The sequence below is a fragment of the candidate division KSB1 bacterium genome (assembly GCA_034506335.1).
Lineage (GTDB): Bacteria > Zhuqueibacterota > Zhuqueibacteria > JANLFK01 > Oleimicrobiaceae > Oleimicrobium.
This window is the reverse complement of the sequence record JAPDPR010000005.1, coordinates 16,317-40,289: the sequence shown is the minus strand read 5'-3', so window position 1 is coordinate 40,289 and position 23,973 is coordinate 16,317. Positions and strand designations below refer to the sequence as shown.

Sequence of the window (23,973 nt, the reverse complement as noted above, 5' to 3'; positions counted from 1 at the left end):
AACACTCCTTTCCTTTGATTCGACATCACATTACCAAGACCAGATGTTTCCCCCTGATCTCCCTCTATACAAAACATGCCCTCGCTTTTCCTCCCCAAAGGTACTTTCCCCTTTGCATTTTGCCAATTTTTTTCGTACCTTTGCCCCCGTCGCAGATGGCGACCTGAACAGCTGAAAGCCTAACAAAGAGCGTGCCACGTCCGCGATGTGGTCGGCTAACTGCTTACGTTGTCAAGCGGTTAGGGGTAGACCACCGCAGGGTTTTTGTCCGCCTTTGGCAACCGTTTCTTATCAAAATGAAAACCATGGCCCATTTTGGGCGAACAAACACTGTCAAACTGATAAACGCCTTTCTGTGTGGAGGGTTCCCGCCTGGCAAGCAAAAATCTCCGGGCCATGCAGGAGAATTGAAAGGCTTGGTGGGTTGCAGTTACTAAGCGAAAGGAGGAGGAACGTGCCTCACTGGCTTTGACGAGGTCAGTGAGGAAGACTATGCCTACATTGGACGAGATCGTCCGCGAGCATGTAGACACCCTGGTGGAGAGCGCTACGGAAACGTTAGTCACCTCCCGGTGGGGTGCCGATCTGGACCTGCCCAGTGAGCTGTACACGAAGATACTTCGGGGCATTTTCACCTATTTGGAGCGTGACCTGCGGGGTGCTCAGCGTCAGGGACCTGGCTATCAACTCACCAGGTTCTACCTGCGTGAGTTCCAGTCGAACCAGCGCCTGAAGCACAATTTCCACGCCCAATTGGCTATTCTCGGGGCTGCGCGCATTGTGCTCAACCACTTTCTGGTGAACACCACTCTTGATCTGAGTGGTGACTTTGAAGAACAGTTTGCTCTACTGCAGCGGGCTTTCGATACCACCCTCATCTTCCTCAGCGAGTGGTGGGGCAAAGTGTACCAAGAGCTGCGCGCCAAGGATCAGCAGCTCATCAATGAGCTGAAGATTGTCAAGAATGACTTGCAGCGGCAGCTTGACGTCATCTATCAAATCATCAAGGAGTATCCGCTGGGGGTGGCCGATTGCGACGCAGATCTGCACGTGCTGCACTGGAATCCCATGGCGGCTCGCCTTACCGGTTTTGCACCGGGCGATATCCTCAAAAGGAACATACTAGAGCTTTTCCATGGCCGTTCGCGCGAGCTGTTCCTGCGCGAAATTCAATCCGGACGCGGCCGGCGCCATAACCTTCAGCTCCACATCTATCGGAAAGGGGGGGACTACCTGCCAGCGATGGTGTCCATCGCCCGCCTGAGGCAGCCCTCTATCGGCAACGTGTACTACATCATCAGCTTTCAAGAGTTGGGAGAGCAGGTGCGATTTGCCTCGCGCATCCGGCAGATCGATCGCCTCACCGCCATCTCCCGCCTGACCAGTGCTATGATGCACGACATCCGCAACCCGCTCAACAACATCGGACTGCATGTGGAACTGCTGGAGCGGCTGCTCGCACAGAGCCCAAACGGGCTTAGCCCGGAGGTGTCGGAGCTTGCGCACAAGATCCAGGGCCAAATTCAGCAACTCACCGACAGCCTAAATCACTACTTGGCCTACACCCACCTTGCGGAGTTGAATATGGTGCCGGTGGAGTTAGTGGGGCAGATCGCCGCCTGGGTTCAGGATGCTACCTATGAGGCGGCAATCCGAAAGGTGCGCGTGCATTTTACGCAGCCATCGTGGTCCTGCTGGGTCATGGCCGACTGGGTGCAGTTGCGCAGGGTCTTTGTAAACATCTTTACCAACGCCCTGGAGGTGCTCAACGGCGCTGGCGACATCTGGATCTCCGTACGGAGGGCGGGGAGAAGGGTCGTAGTAGGAATACGTGACAACGGGCCTGGCATCGAAAGTGAACACCTGAAAAGGGTTTTTGAGCCTTTCTTCACCACCAAAGGGCGAGGCGTGGGGCTGGGCCTGTTCGTCTCGCGCGAAATCGTGGCCGCCCACGGGGGGCGCATCACGTGCAGCTCGCAGCCGGGGCGCGGGACTCTCTTTTCGGTGAGCTTGCCGCAGGTACAGCAAGGAGAAATACCGGGTGAGTGAGCTCCATATTTTGCTTGTCGACGACGACGTGGATGCGCTCCATGCCCTGGAAAAAGGGTTAGCTTCGGAGCGGTACCGGCTCAAGACGGCCACTTCCCTGACTGGCGCCTTAAAGGCCCTGGAAGCCGAAGATGTGGACATCGTGGTCACCGACCTGAAGCTGAGGGACGGCTCGGGGTTGGAGGTGGTGAACTATGTGCAGGAGCATCGTCCTCAAGTGGCCGTGATTGTGATCACCGCCTACGGCTCAGTGGAAACGGCAGTGGCCTCCATCCGGAGCGGCGCCTACGATTACCTGGTGAAGCCCTTCCGTATGGCCGATCTGCAGCGCCTCTTGGACCGGCTGGGGGAAACCATCATCCTGCGCCGTGAAAACGAACGCTTGCGTGAGCAACTTGAGCTTTCCCAGGCAGCCCCACGCTTGGTCGCCGTCAGTCCCCGTTTCAGGCGGGTGGTGGAATTGGCCAAAGAGGTTGCGTCTTCGCGCAGCACCGTGCTCATCACGGGCGAGACCGGAACAGGAAAGGAGCTCATCGCCGCCACCATTCACTACCACAGCCCCAGGGCCAGCAAAGCGTTTGTGAAAATCAACTGCGGCGCCATTCCCGAAAACCTGCTCGAGGCAGAGCTCTTTGGTTATGAGCGAGGAGCCTTCACTGGCGCGGTGCGCCAGAAAAAGGGCAAGATCGAGTTGGCCGAGGGCGGCTCGCTGTTCCTCGATGAGATCGGAGAGATCACTCCGCCAATGCAGGTGAAGCTGCTCCGTTTCTTACAAGACGGGGAGTTCGAACGCCTTGGCGGGACGGTCACCCTCAAGGTGGATGTTCGCATCATCGCCGCTACGAATGCCGATCTGGAAAAGAAGGTGGAAGAGGGTTCATTCCGGGAAGACCTCTACTACCGGCTTAACGTCATCGGAATCGAGGTTCCGCCGCTACGAGAACGGCAGGAGGATATACCCTTCTTGGTGCAGCACTTTATCGAAAAGTATAACAACTTGAACGGCAAGAACATTCAGGGTGTGGAACCAGAGGTGATGAAGCGCCTCATGAGCCACCCCTGGCGGGGCAATGTGCGGGAATTGGAAAACATGGTGGAGAGGGCTGTGGTGCTTTCCCGGGAAAACCTGCTCCGCCTGTACCATTTTCCTGCCCTTGCGGCTCGCCCGGACGCTGCGGAGCGAGACATGGGCCTGGAGGTGGGGATGTCATTCGCCGAAATCGAGCGCGTCGCCCTCCAGAAGACCCTCGAATTCCACAATTTCGACAAACAGAAGACGGCGCGCGTGCTCCAGATTGGCCTAGCCACGCTGTATCGGAAGATCAAGGAGTATAACCTGGAGCCGAAAGAGTGACGGGGTGCTCCTTCCTGCCCCCAGGAACGATGCCCGCCTTGCTGCGCAAGCCCCGATGTTTTCCATCATCTCAATTTGATAGCTTTGTGCCCCCCCACGGAGAAGTCATTTTCATTCTGAGAATTGCCCTTCCGCGTCATCTCTTTTTGTGCCCTGTGGACCTGCCCTAAACAGCTGATAAGTAATCGATTGAGGCAAGCCGAAAATTCTGGCACGGTCATTGTAAGCATAACAGTGACAAGAAAGGAGGGTAGATTCCGCCCCCTTGTAGGGCGGGCACTCACGCAATGAAGATAGTTGTCACCTTCAGCAGCAAAGAAGGACTCTTGGCGGAATACCGCAAGAGTTTCGGCGGCAATGGGGCAGATGCCATTCCCCCCGATTTTTTTGCGGAAGGAGATTCTTTCGAGACCATTCAGGCCGTGATAGAGGCCTTGCGCGCTGGGGGGCACCAGGTGGAAGGCGTGGAGGGTGATGGGAGAGTGGGGGCCGAATTGGAGCGATGGCGCCCCGACTTGGTCTTCAACATGGCCGAGGGGCTCTTTGGCGATTTCCGCGAATCGTATGTGCCCACGGTGTGCGAGCGTTTGGGTATCCCATATACCGGTTCTGACCCTTTGACTCTGGCCTTGTGCCTCAATAAGGCCAGGGCTAAGGAGATTCTGAGTTACTACGGCGTTGCCACCCCGCGTTTTACGGTGGTCCGGCCGGGTGAAGCCATAGAGCTCACGGACTTGCGCTTCCCGGTCATCGTCAAACCGGTCTCTGAAGGGAGCAGCAAGGGGGTGTTCAACGACTCGGTGGCGGATGACGCAACTCAGGCTCAGGAACGGGTGAAGATGTGCCTGGCTACCTACCGGCAGCCAGTTTTGGTGGAGGAGTTTCTCTCAGGCGACGAGTTTACGGTAGCGATGTGGGGCAACGGCAGTGAAGTAGAAGTGTTGCCCATCATTGAAATCGTGTATGACCAACTCCCTGCAGGCGCGCGTCCGCTGTACTCCTACGAAGCAAAGTGGATCTGGGACACGCCGGAGCGCCCCCTGCGGATGTTTGAATGTCCGGCACGCCTGCCTGAGGCCGCGAGGCAGGAGATTGAACAGATGGTGAAGCGTGCCTATCAGGTGTTACACGTGCGTGACTGGTGTCGGGTGGATGTCCGGGCAGACGAAGAAGGACGTCCGCACATTCTGGAGCTCAACCCGCTGCCAGGAATCCTGCCCAGGCCTGAGGACAATTCTTGCTTCCCGAAGGCGGCACGCACGGCGGGGTACACCTATCAGGAGATGATCAACAGGGTCGTTGAAATCGCTGCCGCGCGGTACGGGATGCAAGTTAAATGAGCGAGAAAGGCACGAAACTTCGGGTCCTGGTGGCCTATAACGAGGTGGACCTGGCGGGCGATAGCCATCCGGACCAAATCTCGGAGGCGGCCGTCAAGCAAGAGGCCCAGGCCGTGTACGAGGCCTTGCGCCGACTGGGGCATCGTGCCGGGTATTTGCCGGTCAGCGATATTCGGCGTGCAATGACCCAGGTGGAAAAGAGCCGGCCAGATGTCATTTTCAACCTGTGCGAGGGCTACCGGGGCCGGGCGCAGCATGAGTTAGCCGTTGCCGGCGTCTGGGAGCTGCTAGGCGTCCCGTACACGGGCAACCCGCCCTTGACCTTGGGCCTGGCGCAGAATAAGGTGGTGGCAAAGCGGCTTTTTGCAGCAGCCGGGATCCGTACGCCAGCATATCGCGTCTTTACCGCGCCACCGGAGGAAGGGATTCTCGGCCTCAATTTTCCAGTAATTGCCAAGCCCTCTCAAGAGGACGCAAGCCTGGGGATATCTCCTGACTCCGTAGTGCAGGACGTGCGGCAGCTTCGGCACGTGACGAAGGCTTTGCTGGAAAGGTATCGCCAGCCGGTTCTGGTAGAAGAGTTTATCGACGGGCGCGAGTTCAATGTCAGCCTGTTGGATGGCGATCCGCCAACAGTCCTGCCTATGTCGGAGATTGACTACTCCCAGGTACCTGTGGGTATACCGCGCATCACCAGCTACGAGGCTAAATGGCTGCCAGAACACCCGCTCTATCGCGGCACGCCGGCGATCTGTCCAGCCCAAGTGGAAGGAAGGCTCCGGCGCAAGTTGGAACAAATCGCTGTGCGGGTGTTCCAGCTCCTACACGGCCGGGACTACGGTAGGGTGGACATGCGTGTGGACGCCAAAGGCTCAGTGTATGTGTTGGAGTTCAATCCGAATCCGGACATATCGCCTGATGCCGGTTATGCACGCGCCCTGCGGGCAGCGGGAGTGACCTTTGAGGAGTTTGTGAGTCGCCTGCTTACCTACGCACTACAGAGGGGTCGGAATGGTCGTAATTAGAAAATTGCAGCCGGAGGATCGAGCTGCGGTGTACGAGATCCTCCAGCAGACAGACATGTTTACCATGGCCGAAGTGAACGTGGCTATGGAATTGATCGACACCTACCTCTTCAACAAGGAGCAGAAAGACTACCTCGTCTATGCAGCGATTGCCGACAATGACCAGGTGGTAGGATATGTGTGTTTTGGTCCAACGCCTGCAACTGAGGGGACTTTCGACCTGTATTGGATTGCGGTATCACCGACGATGCAAAACCGAGGCATTGGCAGGCAGCTTTTAGAATTCGTGGAGGACTATGTGAAGAGTCAGAACGGCCGCCTTATCATCATTGAGACCTCGTCCCAGAGGAAGTATCTGCCAACGCAGCAGTTCTACTTGCGCAACAACTACACCATCGAGGCGCGCATCAAGGATTTCTACCGTCCGGGTGACGATAGGCTGATCTTTGCCAAGCGCCTCAACGCACTGCCTGAAGGAGGGCAAAGACCACATGGAAAGTTGGCAACGACAACTGCAGCAGAGCATCAGTAGCGCAGAGCAACTGGCCAAGAAGTTTAACATTCCTGTGGAGGAGCTAGAGAGAGTAGCACGCCACTTCAAGATCCGCATTACCCCTTACTACCTCTCGTTGATAAAGAGCAAGGGGGATCCACTCTACAAGCAGGTGGTACCCGATGTACGCGAGCTGGAGGATAGTCAACTTTTCGAGGACCCGCTCGCCGAGGACAGGGACTCGCCGGTCAACAACATCGTGCATCGCTATCCGGACCGGTGTCTGTTCTTGATTTCCCACGTGTGTGCCTCTTACTGCCGTTTCTGCACGAGGAAACGGAAGGTGGGCGATCCGAGCAAAATCAGCATGAAGTACATTGACGAGGGGCTTGACTACATCGCCCAGCACCCCGAGATTCGCGATGTCATCCTCTCGGGCGGCGATCCGCTCCTGTTGAGCGATGAGATGCTCGGCTTCATTCTGCAGAAGCTTAGGCGCATCCCGCATGTGGAGATTATCCGCATTGGTACGCGCGTCCCTTGTTTCCTCCCGCAGCGCGTGACCGTAAAGCTCGCCAGGATGCTCAAGAAGTTCCACCCCCTGTACGTGAATGTTCACTTCAATCACCCCGATGAGCTGACCCCGATCGCCGTGAGGGCGCTGGCGCGCCTAGCTGACGCAGGGATTCCTTTGGGCAACCAGACCGTGCTGCTCAAGGGCGTCAATGATGACCCGGAGGTGATGAAGCGGCTGGTGCAAAAGCTCTTGCAGGCGCGGGTCCGCCCGTACTATATTTACCAGGCGGACATGGTGTTTGGCACGGAGCACTTCCGCACCAGGGTGGAGAAGGGGCTGGAGATCATCAAGGCATTGCGGGGCTGGACGTCGGGCCTGGCTGTGCCCCACTTCGTCATCGATGCCCCGGGTGGTGGGGGCAAGATTCCGCTCCTGCCTCACTATGTGTTGGCCATGAATGACGACGAGGTCGTGTTGCGCAACTATGAGGGGCGAGTATTCCGCTACCGTCAGCCCGGCCCAACCCGCTGCCCTGTAGAGCCGGCGCCTGTAGAGCTGGTCCACGAGGACGGCGAACTTGTCTCGTAGCGGGTGTCGCTTCACGGCTTCTTAATTGGCAAGTGTCTTTGTCGCGGCTCTTTGCCGGCGAGGTGAGGCAATGGAGAAGTACATCCGCCAGGCTTTGGAGGGCGGGGCAACGTTCTGTAGGGAGATTCCCGTCTCGGCAGTGAGCGTGGCAGAATGGGTACGGTTAAAGTGCCAGTTCGGATGCGGAGGGTACGGCGAATGCTTGACGTGCCCTCCTTACAGTCCCACCCCTGCGGTCACGCGTCGCTGGCTGAGCGAATACCACCGTGCCCTGCTTTTGCGCTTTGACCGCAATCCCGCCGAACGAGAGGAGGAGGTGCGCCTTCTTAGCCGCAAACTGGGAGCGGAGTTAGAACGCCAGCTTTTTCTTGATGGCTTCTACAAGGCCTTCGCCCTGGGGGCAGGACCTTGCCCACTTTGTGGCACGTGCGATACCACGCGGCCGTGTATCCACCCGCGGTTGGCGCGTCCGGCAATGGAGGCATGCGGCATTGACGTGTACGCGACCGTGCGCAATCTGGGCCTGAAGTTGGAGGTGGTCACCTCTGAGCAGGCCTGCTACGACTTGGTTTCGCTGGTGCTGGTCGACTGAATTGTGGTAGCCTGCGAGATTGCACGCTTTGCGCCTGTGAGGAGAAATGGCCTCATTTTTCGGACGGTGCAAAGGTGGACGGCGTCCGCATCTGGACGCCGATTCTGTATACAAGACGCGCACAAAAGTGCTGTAGATCGTGGGCCGACGATGGAGACACGCAAGGCAAAACTCATACTTGAAGACGGCACGCAGTTTACCGGCTGGTCTTTTGGGCATCCTGCCCCTGCGGTGGGGGAGGTGGTGTTTACCACCGGCATGGTGGGCTATCCGGAGTCGTTGACCGACCCGTCGTACGCCGGACAGATCCTGGTGTTGACCTATCCGTTGGTGGGGAACTATGGCGTGCCCCCCGACGAGCCCGAAGGTGTGGTCCATTCAAGCTTCGAGTCCGAGCGAATCCACGTGTCAGGACTGGTTGTGGCAGAGGTGTGCGAGGAGCCGAGCCATTGGCAAAGCGCGCGTTCCTTAGACGCATGGCTGAAGGCGGAAAGGGTACCCGGCATCTTTGGCGTGGATACCCGCATGCTCACCAAACGCCTGCGGGAAAGGGGGACCATGCTGGGCAAGCTTGTCGTAGGCACCGGACGCGAGCCAGCCTTCTGGGACCCGAACAAGGAGAACTTGGTGAGCCAGGTCAGCGTCAGGGCACCGCAGCAGCTGGGAGACGGGGACAAGAAGGTCGTCCTGATCGATTGCGGGTGCAAACACGGCATTCTGCGCAGCTTACTGGCGCGAGATGTGAGCGTGCTCCGTGTGCCCTGGGACTATGACCTGAGCGGACAGGACTTTGATGGCGTAGTCATCTCTAACGGACCTGGGGATCCCAAGATGGCTCGAGGCACAATCTTCAGGTTGCGTCGTTTGCTCGAAGGGCACAAACCCATCTTGGGCATTTGTCTGGGTAACCAGCTACTGGCGCTGGCTGCCGGCGCAAACACCTACAAGCTCAAATTTGGCCATCGTAGCCAAAATCAGCCTTGTATCGAGGTTGGCACCAAACGCTGCTTCATCACGTCACAAAACCACGGTTATGCGGTGGATACTCGGACCCTTCCAGAAGGCTGGGAGCCTTGGTTCGTGAATGCCAATGACGGCACCAATGAGGGGGTGCGCCATCGCAGCAAACCGTTCATGGGCGTCCAGTTTCATCCGGAGGCATCGCCGGGACCTGTAGACACCGCTTTCCTTTTTGACCAGTTCGTGAGTGTGCTGTGAGCGTGCAGTTGCCCAAAAAAGTCCTTGTTCTGGGAAGCTCGGCGCTGAAGATCGGCGAGGCCGGGGAGTTCGACTACTCCGGCAGCCAGGCGGTCAAAGCGCTCAAGCAAGAGGGGATTGCGGTGGTGTTGGTGAACCCCAACATCGCCACCATTCAGACGTCCGACTATTTGGCAGACGAGGTTTACTTCTTGCCGGTTACTGCCGAATTCGTAGGCAAGGTGATCGAGAAGGAACGGCCGGACGGCATCCTGTTGGGTTTTGGCGGGCAGACTGCACTCAACTGTGGGCTGCAACTTTACGACAGTGGAGTTCTGGAGCGCTATGGGGTGCGGGTGCTCGGTACGCCTGTGGAGGCGATTCGGAACACCGAGGACCGCGGGCTGTTCGTGGAGTGCCTCACGCGCATAGGTGTCAAGACACCGCGCAGCCAGGCGGTGACTTCCATAAATGAAGCCGTGAATGTAGCCGCCCAGATCGGCTATCCAGTCATGGTGCGTGTGGCCTACGCCTTGGGAGGTCTGGGCTCGGGTGTGTGTGAGGACGAACAGGCTCTGCGGGAGCGAACCAGCAAAGCCTTCTCCTTTACCCCCCAGGTGCTCATTGAAGAATTCCTGGAAGGGTGGAAGGAGATTGAATACGAGGTGGTGCGGGACCAGTATGATAACTGCATCACCGTGTGCAACATGGAAAACTTCGACCCGATGGGGATCCATACGGGCGAGAGCATCGTGGTCGCCCCGAGCCAGACCCTCAACAACCGCGAATACCACCTCCTCCGCGAGGTTGCCATTCAAGTGGTGCGCAATCTGGGGATTGTGGGCGAGTGTAACATCCAATTTGCGCTGCACCCCACCAAGGAAGACTATCGGGTGATCGAGGTGAACGCACGTCTTTCGCGCAGCTCTGCGCTCGCCTCCAAAGCCACTGGCTATCCCCTGGCGTTTGTAGCGGCGAAGCTTGCTTTGGGTCATGGCCTCACCGAATTGGACAACTCCATCACCAAAGTGACTCGAGCCTGCTTTGAACCGGCTCTTGACTATCTGGTGGTCAAGATTCCGCGGTGGGACTTGAGCAAGTTCCGCATGGTGTCGCGGCGCATTGGCTCAGGCATGAAGTCCGTGGGAGAGGTCATGGCCATCGGGCGCAAGTTCGAAGAGGCGCTCCAAAAGGCACTGCGCATGCTGGAGATCGGTGCCGTTGGGCTGGTGGCCAATGGCTGGAGAGAGAGCCCGGACATCGCCACTGAACTGCGGGAACCAACCGACCGGCGCATCTTTGTGATTGCTGAGGCGCTGCGCACCGGCATGTCCGTGGAGAGGATCTATGAGTTGACGCATATCGACCGGTGGTTCCTGTACAAGATCGCCAACATCGTGGCGATAGAAACGCGCCTGAGGACTGCGAAGAAACGTCTCAGCGCGCCGCTGGTGCGGCATGCAAAGGAACATGGTTTCAGCGACCTGCAGATTGCCCGCCTCAGCGGGTGCAGTGAAGAGGAGGTACGCGCACTCCGCAAGCGGTATGGAGTGATTCCGGTGGTCAAGCAGATTGATACTTTGGCCGCCGAGTACCCCGCACAGACCAACTACCTGTACCTCACCTATAACGGCAGCGAGGATGATGTGACACCCGCCCCGGGACAGTCGGTGATGGTGTTGGGTTCGGGTGCCTATCGCGTGGGGAGTTCTGTAGAGTTCGACTGGTGCTGCGTAAGCGCGGTGCGCACTCTGCGGGAACTGGGCTATCGCACGGTCATGGTGAACTACAATCCGGAGACCGTCAGCACCGACTATGACGAGTGCGACAGGCTTTATTTTGATGAGCTGAGTTTCGAGACGGTTCTGGAAATCTATGAGAAGGAAGACCCAGTAGGGGTGATCATCTCCACTGGGGGGCAGATTCCCAACAATCTGGCCATGAAGTGCCACCGCGCAGGAGTCCGCATCCTCGGCACCTCGCCAGTGGACATAGACCAGGCAGAGGATCGACGCAAGTTCTCCGCCCTCCTGGATCGCCTGGGCATCGATCAACCGGAGTGGGAGGAACTTGTCTCCATGGAGTCTGCCCAAGAGTTCGCGCGCACCGTGGGCTACCCGGTGCTGGTGCGACCTTCGTATGTCCTCAGCGGGGCCGCGATGAGCGTGGCTTCCAACGACACCGAGCTTTCTCGCTACTTGGAACGAGCGGCCGAGGTCTCCGTTGACCACCCAGTCGTGATTAGCAAGTTCTATGAGAATGCCAAGGAGATCGAGATCGACGCAGTGGCCAAACAAGGCCAGTTAGTGGTCTACGCGGTCACTGAACACGTGGAAAATGCGGGCGTGCATTCTGGCGACGCCACCATGGTCCTGCCGCCACAGCGGACCTACCTCGAGACGATGCGACGCATCCTCCAGATCACGCGCCGGGTCGCCGAGGCGCTGCGGATCAACGGACCGTTCAACATTCAATTTTTGGCAAAGGACAATGACGTTAAGGTCATTGAGTGCAACCTTCGAGCCTCGCGGAGTTTTCCCTTCGTGTCTAAGATTGCGAAGGTGAACTTTATTGACATCGCTACCCGGGTGGTGTTGGGACATGAAGTGCCGCGCAACGCGCGCTCGCTGCTGGATTTGGAGTACGTGGGGGTCAAAGCGCCGCAATTCTCCTTCACCCGTCTGGAGGGTGCTGACCCCACCCTGGGGGTAGAGATGGCCTCCACCGGCGAGGTGGCCTGCCTTGGCGACGATTTCGACGAGGCCTTCCTGAAGGCGCTCCTCTCAGTGGGGTACAGGTTGCCCATCAAGTCAGTGCTGCTCTCTACGGGACCGATTGAGAGCAAGGCGGAATTCTTAGGCAGCGCTCGCGTGCTGGCACGGATGGGCATTGATTTGTACGCCACAGGCGGTACCTGTCGCTTTCTTGAGGCAAATGGCGTCCAGGCGACCCACTTGCACTGGCCGCTCAGTGGCAAGTCCCCCAGCACCGTCGAATACATCCGGCGGGGCAAAATCGATTTGGTCATCAACATTCCAAAAAACTACCAGGAAGAAGAGCTCACCAACGACTACATAATCCGCCGCACTGCCGTCGATTACAACGTGCCGGTGATCACGAACATGCAGCTGGCGCGACGGTTTGTGGAAGCACTGGCGCGCAAGTCACTCCACCAACTTCACATCAAGAGCTGGCGCGAGTACGGCCACTAAGGGGGGAGCCTTGTTTCCCTCTGTGCGGGGGATAGCCTGCCCAACTCTTCCCAACACGAACACTCCTTTCTGCCTTGACTTTGTCATTTGCAGGTCTTAAATTACCACGTGCGAAGCAAGATGGGGCGGTCTCCCTTGGCAGAAGGAGAATGCATGTCGGGCAAGTTGGAGTCATCGCAGAGGGGGAAAGCCAGCGGCCAGGCGGTCGCAGCCTTTGTGTGTGGTTTGTGCGCATTGGTGTTCGGCAGCTGGTGTTGTTGCCTGTGGTTCCCATTGGGCCTCATCGCCATGGTTTTGGGCAAACAGGAAGAGCGAGCCATTGCCGAGGGGCGCTCCCCTGCCGAGGGGCGTGCCCTGGCGCAATGGGGTTTCTGGTTGGGTCTTGCCGGTGTTCTATTGGGCCTGCTGCTGATCACTCTTGGTGCGTCGTTTGTTGGCCGGTGGCTTAGATTCGCGGAGCGTTGGTCTGACCTGCGCACCTTCTGAGGCACCTGCAAGTCGACGTGCTGCCGGACCAGGCCGCGCGCAGGCGGCACATCCCCTTGGGTTTCAGCACAATGCGGTACGGGTCCAGGCCAGAGCATCGGAACAGGCATGGTTTGCAACGCCAGGGAGTGATGATGCCGGGGCGTATCCCCTGGGCGCTGGTCGCGCTGATCTGCACGGCAATGCTGGGCAGGGTCTGGGCTCAGCATTGGCAGGTACCTGAAGAAGGGCTGCAGAGCATCAATGCGGCTAAAGTGTTGAATTACGCCGGCTATTTTGCCGCGGACAGGATGCGCGGCCGCGACACGCCCAGCGCCGAACTGGATAGCTGTGCGGCATTCATCGCTCACAAGCTGCGGGCGGCAGGCTGGGTCGTTGAGATGCAGCCGTTCAACCTGCTCCGCGTGCGCCTCGGCGAGCCCAACTGCTTTGTTCTTGCGGTGGACGGCAAGAACGTGGTGTATCGGCTGCGCAAGGACTATAGTCCTGCCCATGTGAGCCACAGCGCCGAGGTGCAGGGAGGGGTCGCGTTTGTCGGCTACGGTATCACCGCGCCCGAATACGGCTACGATGATTACGCCTCCATTGACGTTCGCGGCAAGATCGTGCTCCTGTTTGCGCACGAACCGCAAGAGCACGATTCAAGCAGCGTCTTTGACGGGGCAAGGGAAACGGTGCACTCGTCGGTCCTGCAAAAGGTCGAGAATGCACGCCTCCACGGCGCCGTGGGTGTGCTGCTGGTGACTGACCCGCTGCACCATCGTTTCGAGCGGCCAGCCCACGAATGGCTGCCCGATTCCCAAGGCGCTCCTTTGGTGCTTGAAGAACGGGAGCCGATCCCCCTGGTGGTAATGCGCGTGGGCAAGAGATTGGCGGAGGACTTGGCGAGCCCCGGCGGGAAAACGCTCAGCCAGTTGCAGGCGGCCATCGACAGTACGCTGGTGCCGCAAAGCTTCCTTGTTCCTCAGGTGGAAGTGCGCATGCGCGCCACGCTGGTATACACGCGTTATGCCACGCAGAACCTGATCGGCGTGTGGGAGGGGGTAGATCCCGTACTCAGGCACGAAACAGTCGTGGTGGGGGCTCACTATGACCACATCGGCGCGCGCGGTGACACGCTCATCTTCCCCGGCGCAGACGACAACGCGTCGGGCACCGCGGCATTGCTGGCCATAGCTGAGGCGCTGGCGTCAGCCGGCGGGCGGCCCAAACGCACGGTGGTGTGCGTAGCCTTTGCTGGTGAGGAAAAAGGGCTGTTCGGCTCCCGATACTACGTGGCTAACCCACGCTTCCCTTTGTCCACCACTGTGGCCATGCTGAATATGGACATGATCGGCTGCAACGACACCGCTGGGGTGAAGATCGAGGGCTGCGCCCACGCCCCCGAACTCCAGGCAGTGGTCGAGCGTGCAAACGCTTTTGAGGGTCTCGCCCTCCATTTCAGCGAGAAAAAGGTCCCTGCCGGTTCTGACGCCATGCCCTTCCACTGGCGGGGCGTGCGTGCCGTGAACTTTACCACTGGGCTGCATGCCGACTACCACAAACCCACCGACACCGTGGACAAGCTTACGGGCGAGCATTTGGCACAGGTGGCGCGGCTGGTATTTGCGGTGACCTGGTTGTTGGCCAACGAGGAGCTTCCGCCACGCGCTGAGAAAGACTTTGGCCTGCGGGGGGACGAAGCAACAGGCCATGCTCCTGGGCAGAAACCTTGAGAGGGGCCTTTTGTATGGCTGAAGCACGGCAGAAAACATGCGCGAGTGCACGGCTCCGGTTGCCCAAGGATTATCGTCCCAGCCTGTGGCTCCGCGAGACCGAAAGGGCCATCAAGTTCATCAAGGACCGCTTTGAGACCCATTTGGCGCGAGCCCGCAACCTGACGCGCGAGGCGGCCACTCTTTTCGTGCTGGCGGGGAGCGAAGTGAACGATACCCTGACTGGCAGCGAGGAACTCATTGCATTCGAAGTGCCCGACCTTGGCGCGCGCCGAAGCGGTGCAGTCACTGGCCAAGTGGAAGCACCTGGTCTTGCCCGACTATGGCTTCCGCCTCCTATCTCGTTCGTAGCGAGCGAGGAGCTTGTGGAGCGCTACCCAGGTTCAACGCGCCGGGAACGAGAGGACGCAGTCTGCCAGGAGTGTGGCCCGGTGTTCTCAGCCACGGATCCCCTCATGACCTGGGCGCCCCGGACTATGACAACTGGACCACAGAGGTGGAGGGTCAGATCGAACTGAAGGGAAATATTCTCGTTTGATATTCCCTGCTAGGCTGCGCGATGGAATTGTGCTCGATGGGCATTAGGGTGGATGCGGAAGTGCTGCGCAACTTGCCTCATGCGGGAGGAGCGCCGGCGGAGTTTGTACTATCACCAACGGCTACTCGGGGCCAGATGCCGTTGTCAATTGGCGGCGGCATTGGCCAGCTGCGTCTGTGTATGTTCTACCTACGTAAGGCGCACATCGGCGAAGTACAGGTTTCGATCTGGCCAGCGGAAATCGCGGCGGCCTGGAGGGAACATGGCACCCCACTGCTTTGAACGTGGGGTAGGGTAATCGAAGAGGGAAAAAGCTATGGCAGGTCGGAAGATCGACAATCGGCAGAAGAAAGTGGTGACGCCCAAGCGCGAATACGGCAAGGACCGAAGTCAGTTCCAGCGCCAAAAACAGGTCCAACGAGGACAGAAGAAAGGCCTTCCGACACGGTAGGGAGGGTAATCGTGGAGCGCGTGCAGATCAATGCGAAAAATCCTCAGGGTCGGCTCATTCGCCGGGCCGCCACGGTGCTGGCGGAGGGCGGTGTGATCTGCTACCCCACCGATACGGTCTACGGGGTGGGTTGTGATATTTTCAACAAGAAAGCTATAGAGCGAATCTACCGGTTGAAGGGAAAAGGGAAGCGCGACCCGCTCAGTTTCATCTGTCCCAACCTCCAGGGCATTGCCCAGTATGCCCACGTGTCAGACTTTGCCTATCGTGTGATGCGCCGACTCTTACCCGGCCCATACACTGTGGTGTTACCCGCCACCAGGCTGGTGCCGAAGATTCTCATGTCCAACCGCAAGACCGTGGGCATCCGGGTACCAGATAACCGCATTTGCATGATGTTGTTGGAGGAGTTCGGAAAGCCCATAGTCAGCACCAGCGCCTCGCTACCGGGGGGCGAAATTCTTCATGAGCCGGACGAGATCGCTGAAGCATTGGCTCCTCACATTGACTTCTTCCTGGACTGCGGCCCTTTAGGGTTAGAGCCCTCCACGGTAGTGGATTTAACGGGCGAAGAGCCGGTGGTGTTGCGCAAAGGGAAGGGATCGGTAGACCTGCTGCTGTAAACATCAGGGAGGTACACAACGGTGCGAAAGCCATTTGCTTTGACCCCCGTCGGGGTTGCCCTCATTCTCCTGCTGTCCCAAGGCTGCATGCGGATTCCGACCGTCACACCGGAAATGCGCGCGGCCATTGAGGAGGTGAGAAAGGAGTTTTGCCCGGACCAGCGCCTGGCGCTGTTCAACGTGCAGGCCAGCGAGGGACCTAAGGGGGTTGTGCTCAGGGGGGCCACGACCTCAGCCGAGGCCAAGGAGGCGCTGCTCTCCTGGTTGCGTGCGCGGGGACAAACTGCCATCGTCGACAGCATTGTGGTACTTCCTCATCCCCGCCTGGGCCAGGAACACTTTGCTCTGGTGCGGGTGAGCGTTGCTGACCTGCGCAGCGAGCCCTCGTTCAAAGCCGAGCTGCTGGACCAGACCCTGCTTGGGCACAAGGTGGAGCTGCTGAATCGTGAGCGGGGGTGGTTTTTCTGCCGACTGGAGGACGGCTATCTCGGTTGGATGACTGACGAGTATCTGCTGCCGGTGGATGAGGCTAGACTGAGGGAGTGGGAGACGAAGCGACTCTTGGTGGTCAAGGAGCATTGGGCGCGTGCTTATGCGGCGCCTGCGACGGATGCGGCGTGCGTGAGCGATTTGGTGCGCGGGGACCTGTTGGCCGCCCTTGGTTCGCGCGAGGGTTGGCACGAAGTACTCTATCCGGATGGAAGGGTCGCCTTTGTCATGCGGCATGTTGCCGTTGACCGCGACTCGCTGCGCCGACACCAGCTGGTCACCCCGGAGGCGATCGTCGCCGACGCTCGGAGCTTCATCGGCTACCCCTACGTCTGGGGCGGCACTTCGCCCAAGGGCATGGACTGCTCAGGCCTCACCTTCATCGTGTTTGGCTGGCACGGTATCCTTCTGCCACGTGACGCCAATATGCAGGTAACAGTCGGAGAGCCAGTACCGATCGACTCGACCTTCAGCCAGGCACGCCCAGGAGACCTGGTCTTTTTTGGCCCCAACGCCGAGCGCATCACCCATGTGGGCATCTATGCAGGGAACTATCAGTTCATCCATAGCAGTGGTATGGTCAGCCAGGACAGCTTCAACCCGCAGCACCCCAACTTCAACGCGTACCGCGCGCGCACTTTGCGGCAGATCCGGCGCATTCTGAGGTAGAGGACGCAGTGAAGCTTGGCGTTAACATCCGGCCCTTGTTGCGCCAGGACTTGGAGCCGATCAGTCATCTGATCGCCGAGGCCTTCACGTACGGGCGCCAGGAGGACGGCTATGCAGAGGTGCAGGTGCCACCGTGCAGGGTGGAGATGTTGGACATGTACCTCTCCACATCGCCCCCGGGGTGTATGGTCGCAGAGAGGGGAGGGAGGTTGGTCGGGGTGGCTTTTTCCCACGTGTACGGCTCAACCGGTTGGGTTGGACCCGTTGCTGTCGCGCCGCAGGCGCAGGGCCGGGGCGTGGGCACCGAGCTAATGCGCCGGACCGTGGAGTTCCTGAGAGGAGCTGGCTGCACCACCATCGGCCTTGAGACAATGCCGCGGAGTTACCGTAACCTGGGCTTTTACCTCAAGCTGGGTTTTCTCCCGCAACAACTCACCTGCGAACTCGTGCGACCAGTAGGAGAAGATACCTCGCCGCCTGCCTCGGAGGCTTACCATGTGCGCATGTTCAGCCAGGAAGCAGGACAGGGAGTATGGTCCTTCTTGGGGAGGGCGGCCGAGCTGGCGAACGTGGTGGCAGAGGGGACTGATTACGCCCCGCTCATCCGCCAAACGGCTGCTTTCCGCTTTGGGGAGACACTTCTCTGGGAGCAAGATGGCCAAAACCTGGCGTTGGCCGTTGTGCACACAGAGCCGTATTTCGTGGGCCAGAAAAGGAATTTGGCCCGCCTAGTGGTTGCGGCGATTCCGGAACAATGGCGCGAGGAACTGTTTCCCGCTATGCTCGCTCAGCTGGAAGAATATGCGAGCCGGGAGGTGCTTGATCTCCTGTGCCTACGCGTGCCGGCCAACAGCCACTGGGCCCTTCGCTATGCGCTGACCCATGGTTTCAAGATCATCCATTCGGACTTGCGCATGACGCTGGAAGGTTATCCTGAGCGAGTAAGAGGCGGAGCCGTGCACCTGAATCGATGGGAGTGACCCATGAATACCCTACGGGGGGTCTTCGTCGCCGCCACTACGCCCTTTGTCGAGGACCGCGTAGCTCCGCGGTCATTGGCGGAAAACGTTGCCAAGTGGGAGGCGCTGGGGGTGTCCGGCTACCTCATCGCGGGAAGTACTGGCGAGGCGGTGTTTCTGGACGACGAAGAGGCCCTCGACTTGGTGCGTGCGGCACGGGACGCGATTGCGCAGGGCCGGCCGATGATTGTCGGCATTGGCAGGGAGTCAGTGCTGGCCACCTTGCGCTGGGGGGAGCGGGTGGCAGCCGCAGGCGCTGACTATGCGCTCTGCGTTACTCCGCACTATTTTAGGGCCGCCATGTCGCCGAAGGCGCTTGCGACCTATTACTCCAAAGTAGCAGAGGCCCTGCCCATACCAGTGATTCTGTACAGCATCCCACAGTGCACGGGGGTCCACCTCTCCCCAGAGACAATCGCTGAGTTGGCCGGGCATCCCAACATCGTCGGACTCAAAGATAGCAGCGGCGATCTGGCGCAATTGGCGCGCATAGTCCGTAGTGTGCCCCGAGATTTTTCGGTGTTGATCGGGCACGGCGACTTGTTGGTAGCGGGGCTCCTTGCTGGGGCGCACGGGGCAGTTCTGGCTATCGCCAATGTGGTGCCAGAGCTCTGCGTCCGCATCTTTCGCTTGTGTCAAGAGGGCAAATGGGACGAGGCCGCAGCCGAGCAGCGGCGGCTGAGCGAACTGGTGGAGAAGATTGACCTTGCATACGGTGTCGCCGGTATCAAGGCAGGCATGGCCATCCGCGGCTTTGCCGGAGGTGCCCCGCGCTTGCCATTGACCCCCCTGGAAAAGCCCGACGTGGAGGGAATCGCACACCTGTTGAGGTCCTTAGGGCTGTGAAGGTTATCTCCGCAAGCCGCCGAGTCGATATGGTGGCCGGCTATCCGGATGAGCTGGCTCACATCTTGGAGACGCGTTTTCCTCCTGATCAGGTGCACACGGTGGTGATATGGACGAAGAACGCGGCTAATCTGCTCCACCACCGCCGGCTACGGGCAGTTCTCTCCACGTTTGAGCAGCTCTATGTGCACTATAGCATCACCGGCATGGGGGGAACGTTTCTGGAACCTGGCATCCCGCCAACGGACGCAACCCTGGCGCACTTGCCCGGGGTTATTGCCCTGGCGGGGAATCCGGAGCGCGTCCGTTTGCGGTTCGATCCCATCGTGCACCTGCGTTTGCCCAACGGGAGGCGCTACACGAATCTTCCTCTTCTGCACGACATTGTGGAACGGTGCTCTGCGCTGGGTATCAGGGACGTGTCGGTGAGCTGGATGCAGCTCTACAACAAAGTGCGCACCCGCCTTTTGCGGGCAGGGGTGGAGCCGGAGGAGGTAGACCTCGCCACCTGGCAAGGAGAGGCGCAAGAGGTTCTCCAGGTGGCTGGCCAGCACGGGATGAGAGTCCACGGCTGTTGCGTGCCGGGCTGGCCTCGCTCCCGTTGCATCGACGGTGAGCTGTTGAACAGGCTCCACCCCCGTGGGATGCAGTGCTCCACCCGCAGGGCCAAGGGACAACGCCCATTGTGCGGCTGCACGGAGAGCATCGACATCGGTTGGTACAAGGGTTGCGTGGGAGGGTGTCTGTATTGCTACGCCAACCCGATGCAAGTTACAGGAAGGGGGACGGTACCTCTGGAGGCCTGACTTCCCCGGCCCCTGTTGGGGCACCTCAACGTTGGGCCGGTTCTCGGGTTCTGCGTGCCCATTTGCTCAATCTGCTCGGGCCAGCGGCTCCAGTTTCCAGCACATAGACCACATTACCGGATGAGCAGAGGGCCACATTCTTGGGCGCCCGGAGGGGCGGAGAGCCACCGCGCAGCAAGCCCAACACTTTCCCCTCGCCGTCCAGCACTGTGACCCTGCCCGCAGGCATGTGTGAGACGAAAATCGTTCCATTGGAGTCCGTGTGGACACCCCCTTTACCCACGTTGCGCGGCGCCAAGGGCGTCCGCTTCTCAAAGTAAATCCCAGCGGCCGTGAAAACACGCTCCCAGCACTGGACCAGCCCATCAGATTCGCTGGCAACGTAAACTTTTGCCCCATCGGGGGATGCCGCCAGGCTGTTTCCGGTCCCACTCTCACCGAACGGGCTGTGCTGGAGCTCACCCCATACCGGGTCGTACACGTGCCAGATCGCGCGACCGCTCTCCAGGACGTAGGCGCGGTCGAAGCGGTCAAAGTCGAGACTGCTCACAGCAAAGGAGAACTCGATGCCCAGAAAAGCTTGCCCGGTATGGTCGAACCGCAGAATGAATCCGGGCGACGTGCCGCACCCCACATGAATCTCCCCACGGCTGTTCACCGCCACGGTTGTGGGCCGTGTTATGGGTGTGGGCTCTCCGGTAGGCGAAAGACCCGTGCGTATTGGCGAAAAGGACGTTTCGCTCCCATCGGGATTGAGTACGTGGACGCAGCGGTCTTCGTATGATGTGACCCAAATCTGCCCACTGGAATCCACTCCGATCGCGGTAGCATTCCACACCAGCGGCCCGAATTCGCCTTCGCAGGTGAATAGGGGCTGCGCAAAATCTACCACCACACTGGCGAGCGGACTGTATCCCAGGTTGTGGTTCTTGCTATTGTCCCTGGCGAAAACCCTCAGGTGCAGCTCGGTGCCCGCCTTTTGTCCCGGGATTTCTGCATCGGAGATGAACCACCCTGGGTGTGAGGGTAGAGGCGACATGGTGAGCTCGTGCAGCGTGTCGCTTCGCTCGGGGATTGTCCAGACAAGATACACGCCTTGACCGTCGGAGCCCGTCTGGTCGTCATACACGCCATTCTCGTCGCTGATGGTGCACGTCACTTTGCAAGACTCACCCTCACGCACTACGGTGGGGAGAGTCGACAGCGCTGAGACAAGAGGGCCTTGCAGATCTTCTTCTGCCACCTTCCAGGTCAGCGTGGGTGCGGAGACCCTTTCCGGCTGTGCTGTCAGGAGTTCCTGCAAGGCGCGCGGCGAGACGTTATGGCCAGGGAAGAGCGCTTGGTAGGAGAAAAGGGCAAAACCCTTGGCCCCAAGCTCTCGCGCAATTCGTACCTGGTCGCTCCAAAGGACTGTGGCCTCGATCCCTGGACAGACGAGTCTACCTTTTGCATCGCTCAGGTGTTCTGCGGCCAGACGTCGAAACAGCGTGGTGTCGGTGGTGTAGAGCATCGGGAAAATGACATCGACAATCCCCATGGCAAGCCAGCGATGGCTGTCCTGGAAAAACAGCCGCTTGCCGTTGTGGAGGTCTCCAACCACCGCGCTTGACACCACCACGTGGGGCCACCGGCTCTTGACCGCTGAATATAGCACCGTGAGCAAGCGCGTGATGGCACTCCGCCGCCATTCGTCCCAAACCTCCGGGGCGTCGGCAGGCGACTGGCCGTTGTTGTGCAGACGGAAGTGCATCAAGGAACGCGGGTCGAAAGAGAACCCTGGGCCAGGAAAACGAAAATAGTCCAGGTGGATGCCGTCCACCTGATAACGCTCCAGAAGCTCAAGGAATAGATGTTGCAAGTAGGCCTGGACCTCAGGGTTGGTGGGAGACAGCCATACGTAGTGAGGATTGAGGCGCTGCAGTCGCCCATCTGGGTCGGTCATGAACCAGTCGCGGTGTCGATTCCACAGCTGGTCGGGGTTTGCTGGCGGTGTGGTGCCTCTCCACCCCGGATAGACATTGACCCATGCATGGAGGGCAATGCCCGCGGCGTGCGCCTCGTCGATGGCCGTTTGCAGGGGATCCCACCCTGGGTCCTGGCCGGCAAACTCCTCCGCCCAAGGCTCAATGTTGGACCGGTAGCACACGGTGCCGTTGCCGCGGACTTGGAACAGGAGCGTGTTAAAGTTGTGCTGGGCCGCGTTCCGTACGATGGCCCGCACGTCTGCGGGGGTGCGATAGTCCCAGCGCGTAACCCATAGGGCTCGCAGCTCACCCTCCTGTCCGCGGGCTCCCTCTAGGGACACGAGAGATAGGAACGTGAAAAGGAGCGCGCTTCCCCGGTTCCTCGTCTGCCCACCCTGCGCCATCACTAGTTCCTCCAGCCTTTTGGAATGCAATGGGGCTAACCTGTTCACACCCGAAAGCCTTTGGTTGGCCGTCAATATAGCAAAAAAGGGAAGATTTGCAAGGTCTTTGTACGCGGGCTTGCGCCCTTTTTTTGAAAAGAAATGCTTGGCGACCTGCGGCAAACGTGCTATATTTCAAGCAAGAAGGCTGCGGGGGCTCCGCCGGCTCTTTGCTGAGTCCCTGGTGGCTCGCGAGGCAAAGGAGGGCTTGACATGGTAACGCACGACGAAGTACGGCGAGTCAAGGCAAAGCACGAAAAGGCTTTGCTTCGAAAGAAGAACGTGGTAGGGGTGGGGATCGGCTACAAGGAAGTGGGCGGGCGCAAGACAGAACAGCTGAGCCTGGTGGTACTGGTGGAAAAGAAGCTGCCAGAGGCAGAATTGGCGCCCAAAGACCTTGTGGACAAGGAGCTGGACGGTGTGGTGACCGATGTGAAAGAGGTGGGCAAGATCGTGGCGCAAAAGGCGCGGACCGAGCGGTGGCGGCCGGCCCCGCCTGGCGTGAGCATCGGCCATTATGCCATCACTGCCGGTACTTTTGGCGCGGTGGTCGCGGATGCCACCACCGGCGAGAAGCTCATCCTTTCCAACAACCATGTGCTCGCAAACTGCAATGGTGCGCGCCCGGGCGACGCTATTCTGCAGCCCGGGCCCGCAGATGGCGGGCAGGCGCCCCAGGACCGCATCGGGGAGCTCTTACGTTTTGTGCCCATTGCCTTCGAAGGGGGCAACGGGGGAGATGGCGGTTGCCGTATTGCACGCGCAGTAACTGGCTTGCTGAATCTCTTAGCGGCGGCGCTGGGCTCTGCGCAGCGCGTCATTGCCTTCCGCACCGCGGCTACCAATCAGGTGGATGCCGCCGTGGCCAGACCCCTCAGCTTGGATGCGGTCAGCGAAGAGATCCTCGAAGTTGGCTTGGTCAGCGGAAGCAGACAGCCAGAACTGGGAATGGCGGTGGCGAAGAGTGGACGCACCACCGGAGTGACCACGGGGTTGATCGAGGTGGTGGAAGCGACAACCCAGGTGAGTTACGGTGGCGGCCGAACGGCAACGTTTGTGGGACAAGTGCTCACTGGCAATATGTCCAGTCCTGGCGATTCCGGCTCCCTGTTGGTGGAGGCGGGAACCAATCTGGCCGTGGGGCTGCTGTTTGCCGGCTCAGACCAGGTCACGGTCTACAACCCCATTAGCGCAGTGATGAGCGAGCTGGGGGTTAGTTTTGGGTAGGGGCCTCGCTTCTGCCGGAGGCAGCTTCCGTTGATGAAGGGACAGGTGAGGTCTTTTGCGGCAGGCGGGCACTGCATCTTCTCAGGCAGTGCCCGCCGCCGGCCCTTCATACCGGCACTTCTCCCCTAACCGATTCCCATTTGTGACGCAGCAGGACAGCGTGGCTCAGTCAGGACCAAAAACTGACTGTCCTGGAGAGCCTGTCGCAGACTCCATAGACCCCTACCTCTCAAGTACCAGCTTCCTGGTGCAGACATACTCCTTCGTCGCCATGCGACAGAAGTAGATGCCGCTGGGCAGGTCGTAAGGGCAAAACTGGACCTTGTGGAC

Annotated in this window: 21 protein-coding genes; 20 read left to right on the top strand and 1 reads right to left on the bottom strand. The window is 59.4% G+C overall.

Annotated features, from left to right (window positions below):
• Positions 1–492 precede the first annotated feature (492 nt).
• From ONB25_03065 to ONB25_02975, 19 genes are all read left to right on the top strand, one after another.
• A complete protein-coding gene (locus ONB25_03065) occupies positions 493–2,049 on the top strand; it encodes an ATP-binding protein (GenBank protein MDZ7391866.1) in 1,557 nt (518 codons plus the stop codon).
• A complete protein-coding gene (locus ONB25_03060) occupies positions 2,042–3,403 on the top strand; it encodes a sigma-54 dependent transcriptional regulator (protein ID MDZ7391865.1) in 1,362 nt (453 codons plus the stop codon). Before ONB25_03065 ends, ONB25_03060 begins: the two co-directional genes overlap by 8 nt.
• Before the next feature lie 287 nt (positions 3,404–3,690).
• Entirely contained in the window at positions 3,691–4,743 is a 1,053-nt protein-coding gene (locus tag ONB25_03055; GenBank protein ID MDZ7391864.1) for an ATP-grasp domain-containing protein, read from the top strand.
• Positions 4,740–5,768: a D-alanine--D-alanine ligase gene (locus ONB25_03050; protein MDZ7391863.1), complete on the top strand. Its 1,029-nt coding sequence runs from the start codon at positions 4,740–4,742 to the stop codon at positions 5,766–5,768. The genes ONB25_03055 and ONB25_03050 overlap by 4 nt, the downstream gene beginning before the upstream one ends.
• Positions 5,755–6,300, top strand: coding sequence for a GNAT family N-acetyltransferase (locus ONB25_03045; GenBank protein ID MDZ7391862.1), 546 nt, complete (start codon positions 5,755–5,757; stop codon positions 6,298–6,300). The genes ONB25_03050 and ONB25_03045 overlap by 14 nt, the downstream gene beginning before the upstream one ends.
• Positions 6,260–7,366, top strand: a complete 1,107-nt coding sequence (locus tag ONB25_03040) for a KamA family radical SAM protein (GenBank protein ID MDZ7391861.1) — start codon at positions 6,260–6,262, stop codon at positions 7,364–7,366. The genes ONB25_03045 and ONB25_03040 overlap by 41 nt, the downstream gene beginning before the upstream one ends.
• A 70-nt stretch (positions 7,367–7,436) precedes the next feature.
• Positions 7,437–7,958: a DUF2284 domain-containing protein gene (locus tag ONB25_03035; GenBank protein MDZ7391860.1), complete on the top strand. Its 522-nt coding sequence runs from the start codon at positions 7,437–7,439 to the stop codon at positions 7,956–7,958.
• Positions 7,959–8,108: 150 nt separating this feature from the next.
• Positions 8,109–9,176: a glutamine-hydrolyzing carbamoyl-phosphate synthase small subunit gene (gene carA / locus ONB25_03030; protein MDZ7391859.1), complete on the top strand. Its 1,068-nt coding sequence runs from the start codon at positions 8,109–8,111 to the stop codon at positions 9,174–9,176.
• The gene (gene carB, locus ONB25_03025) at positions 9,173–12,367 is read left to right on the top strand and encodes a carbamoyl-phosphate synthase (glutamine-hydrolyzing) large subunit (protein MDZ7391858.1); all 3,195 of its coding nucleotides are present in this window, start codon (positions 9,173–9,175) and stop codon (positions 12,365–12,367) included. The genes carA and carB overlap by 4 nt, the downstream gene beginning before the upstream one ends.
• A 153-nt stretch (positions 12,368–12,520) precedes the next feature.
• The gene (locus ONB25_03020) at positions 12,521–12,853 is read left to right on the top strand and encodes a hypothetical protein (protein MDZ7391857.1); all 333 of its coding nucleotides are present in this window, start codon (positions 12,521–12,523) and stop codon (positions 12,851–12,853) included.
• A 113-nt stretch (positions 12,854–12,966) separates the two neighbouring features.
• Positions 12,967–14,568: a M20/M25/M40 family metallo-hydrolase gene (locus ONB25_03015; GenBank protein ID MDZ7391856.1), complete on the top strand. Its 1,602-nt coding sequence runs from the start codon at positions 12,967–12,969 to the stop codon at positions 14,566–14,568.
• A 14-nt stretch (positions 14,569–14,582) separates the two neighbouring features.
• The gene (locus ONB25_03010) at positions 14,583–15,086 is read left to right on the top strand and encodes a hypothetical protein (protein MDZ7391855.1); all 504 of its coding nucleotides are present in this window, start codon (positions 14,583–14,585) and stop codon (positions 15,084–15,086) included.
• A gap of 56 nt (positions 15,087–15,142) precedes the next feature.
• Entirely contained in the window at positions 15,143–15,388 is a 246-nt protein-coding gene (locus ONB25_03005) for a hypothetical protein (protein ID MDZ7391854.1), read from the top strand.
• A 34-nt stretch (positions 15,389–15,422) separates the two neighbouring features.
• Complete coding sequence (locus ONB25_03000) at positions 15,423–15,557, top strand: hypothetical protein (protein MDZ7391853.1); 135 nt, start codon at positions 15,423–15,425, stop codon at positions 15,555–15,557.
• Positions 15,558–15,568: 11 nt separating this feature from the next.
• Entirely contained in the window at positions 15,569–16,180 is a 612-nt protein-coding gene (locus ONB25_02995) for an L-threonylcarbamoyladenylate synthase (protein MDZ7391852.1), read from the top strand.
• A gap of 21 nt (positions 16,181–16,201) precedes the next feature.
• On the top strand, positions 16,202–17,338 hold the full coding sequence (locus ONB25_02990) for a C40 family peptidase (GenBank protein ID MDZ7391851.1): 1,137 nt from the start codon (positions 16,202–16,204) through the stop codon (positions 17,336–17,338).
• A gap of 8 nt (positions 17,339–17,346) precedes the next feature.
• Positions 17,347–18,318: a GNAT family N-acetyltransferase gene (locus tag ONB25_02985; protein ID MDZ7391850.1), complete on the top strand. Its 972-nt coding sequence runs from the start codon at positions 17,347–17,349 to the stop codon at positions 18,316–18,318.
• A gap of 3 nt (positions 18,319–18,321) precedes the next feature.
• Positions 18,322–19,203 carry a dihydrodipicolinate synthase family protein gene (locus ONB25_02980; protein ID MDZ7391849.1) on the top strand — a complete coding sequence of 294 codons (882 nt, stop codon included), beginning with the start codon at positions 18,322–18,324 and terminating at the stop codon, positions 19,201–19,203.
• Positions 19,200–20,009, top strand: coding sequence for a DUF1848 domain-containing protein (locus tag ONB25_02975; protein MDZ7391848.1), 810 nt, complete (start codon positions 19,200–19,202; stop codon positions 20,007–20,009). The genes ONB25_02980 and ONB25_02975 overlap by 4 nt, the downstream gene beginning before the upstream one ends.
• 25 nt (positions 20,010–20,034) lie before the next feature.
• On the opposite strand, the gene ONB25_02970 is transcribed toward ONB25_02975, so the two are convergent.
• Complete coding sequence (locus ONB25_02970) at positions 20,035–22,377, bottom strand: family 10 glycosylhydrolase (protein MDZ7391847.1); 2,343 nt, start codon at positions 22,375–22,377, stop codon at positions 20,035–20,037.
• A gap of 252 nt (positions 22,378–22,629) precedes the next feature.
• On the opposite strand from ONB25_02970, the gene ONB25_02965 reads away from it, so the two are divergent.
• The gene (locus ONB25_02965; GenBank protein MDZ7391846.1) at positions 22,630–23,643 is read left to right on the top strand and encodes a S1 family peptidase; all 1,014 of its coding nucleotides are present in this window, start codon (positions 22,630–22,632) and stop codon (positions 23,641–23,643) included.
• Positions 23,644–23,973: the final 330 nt, after the last annotated feature.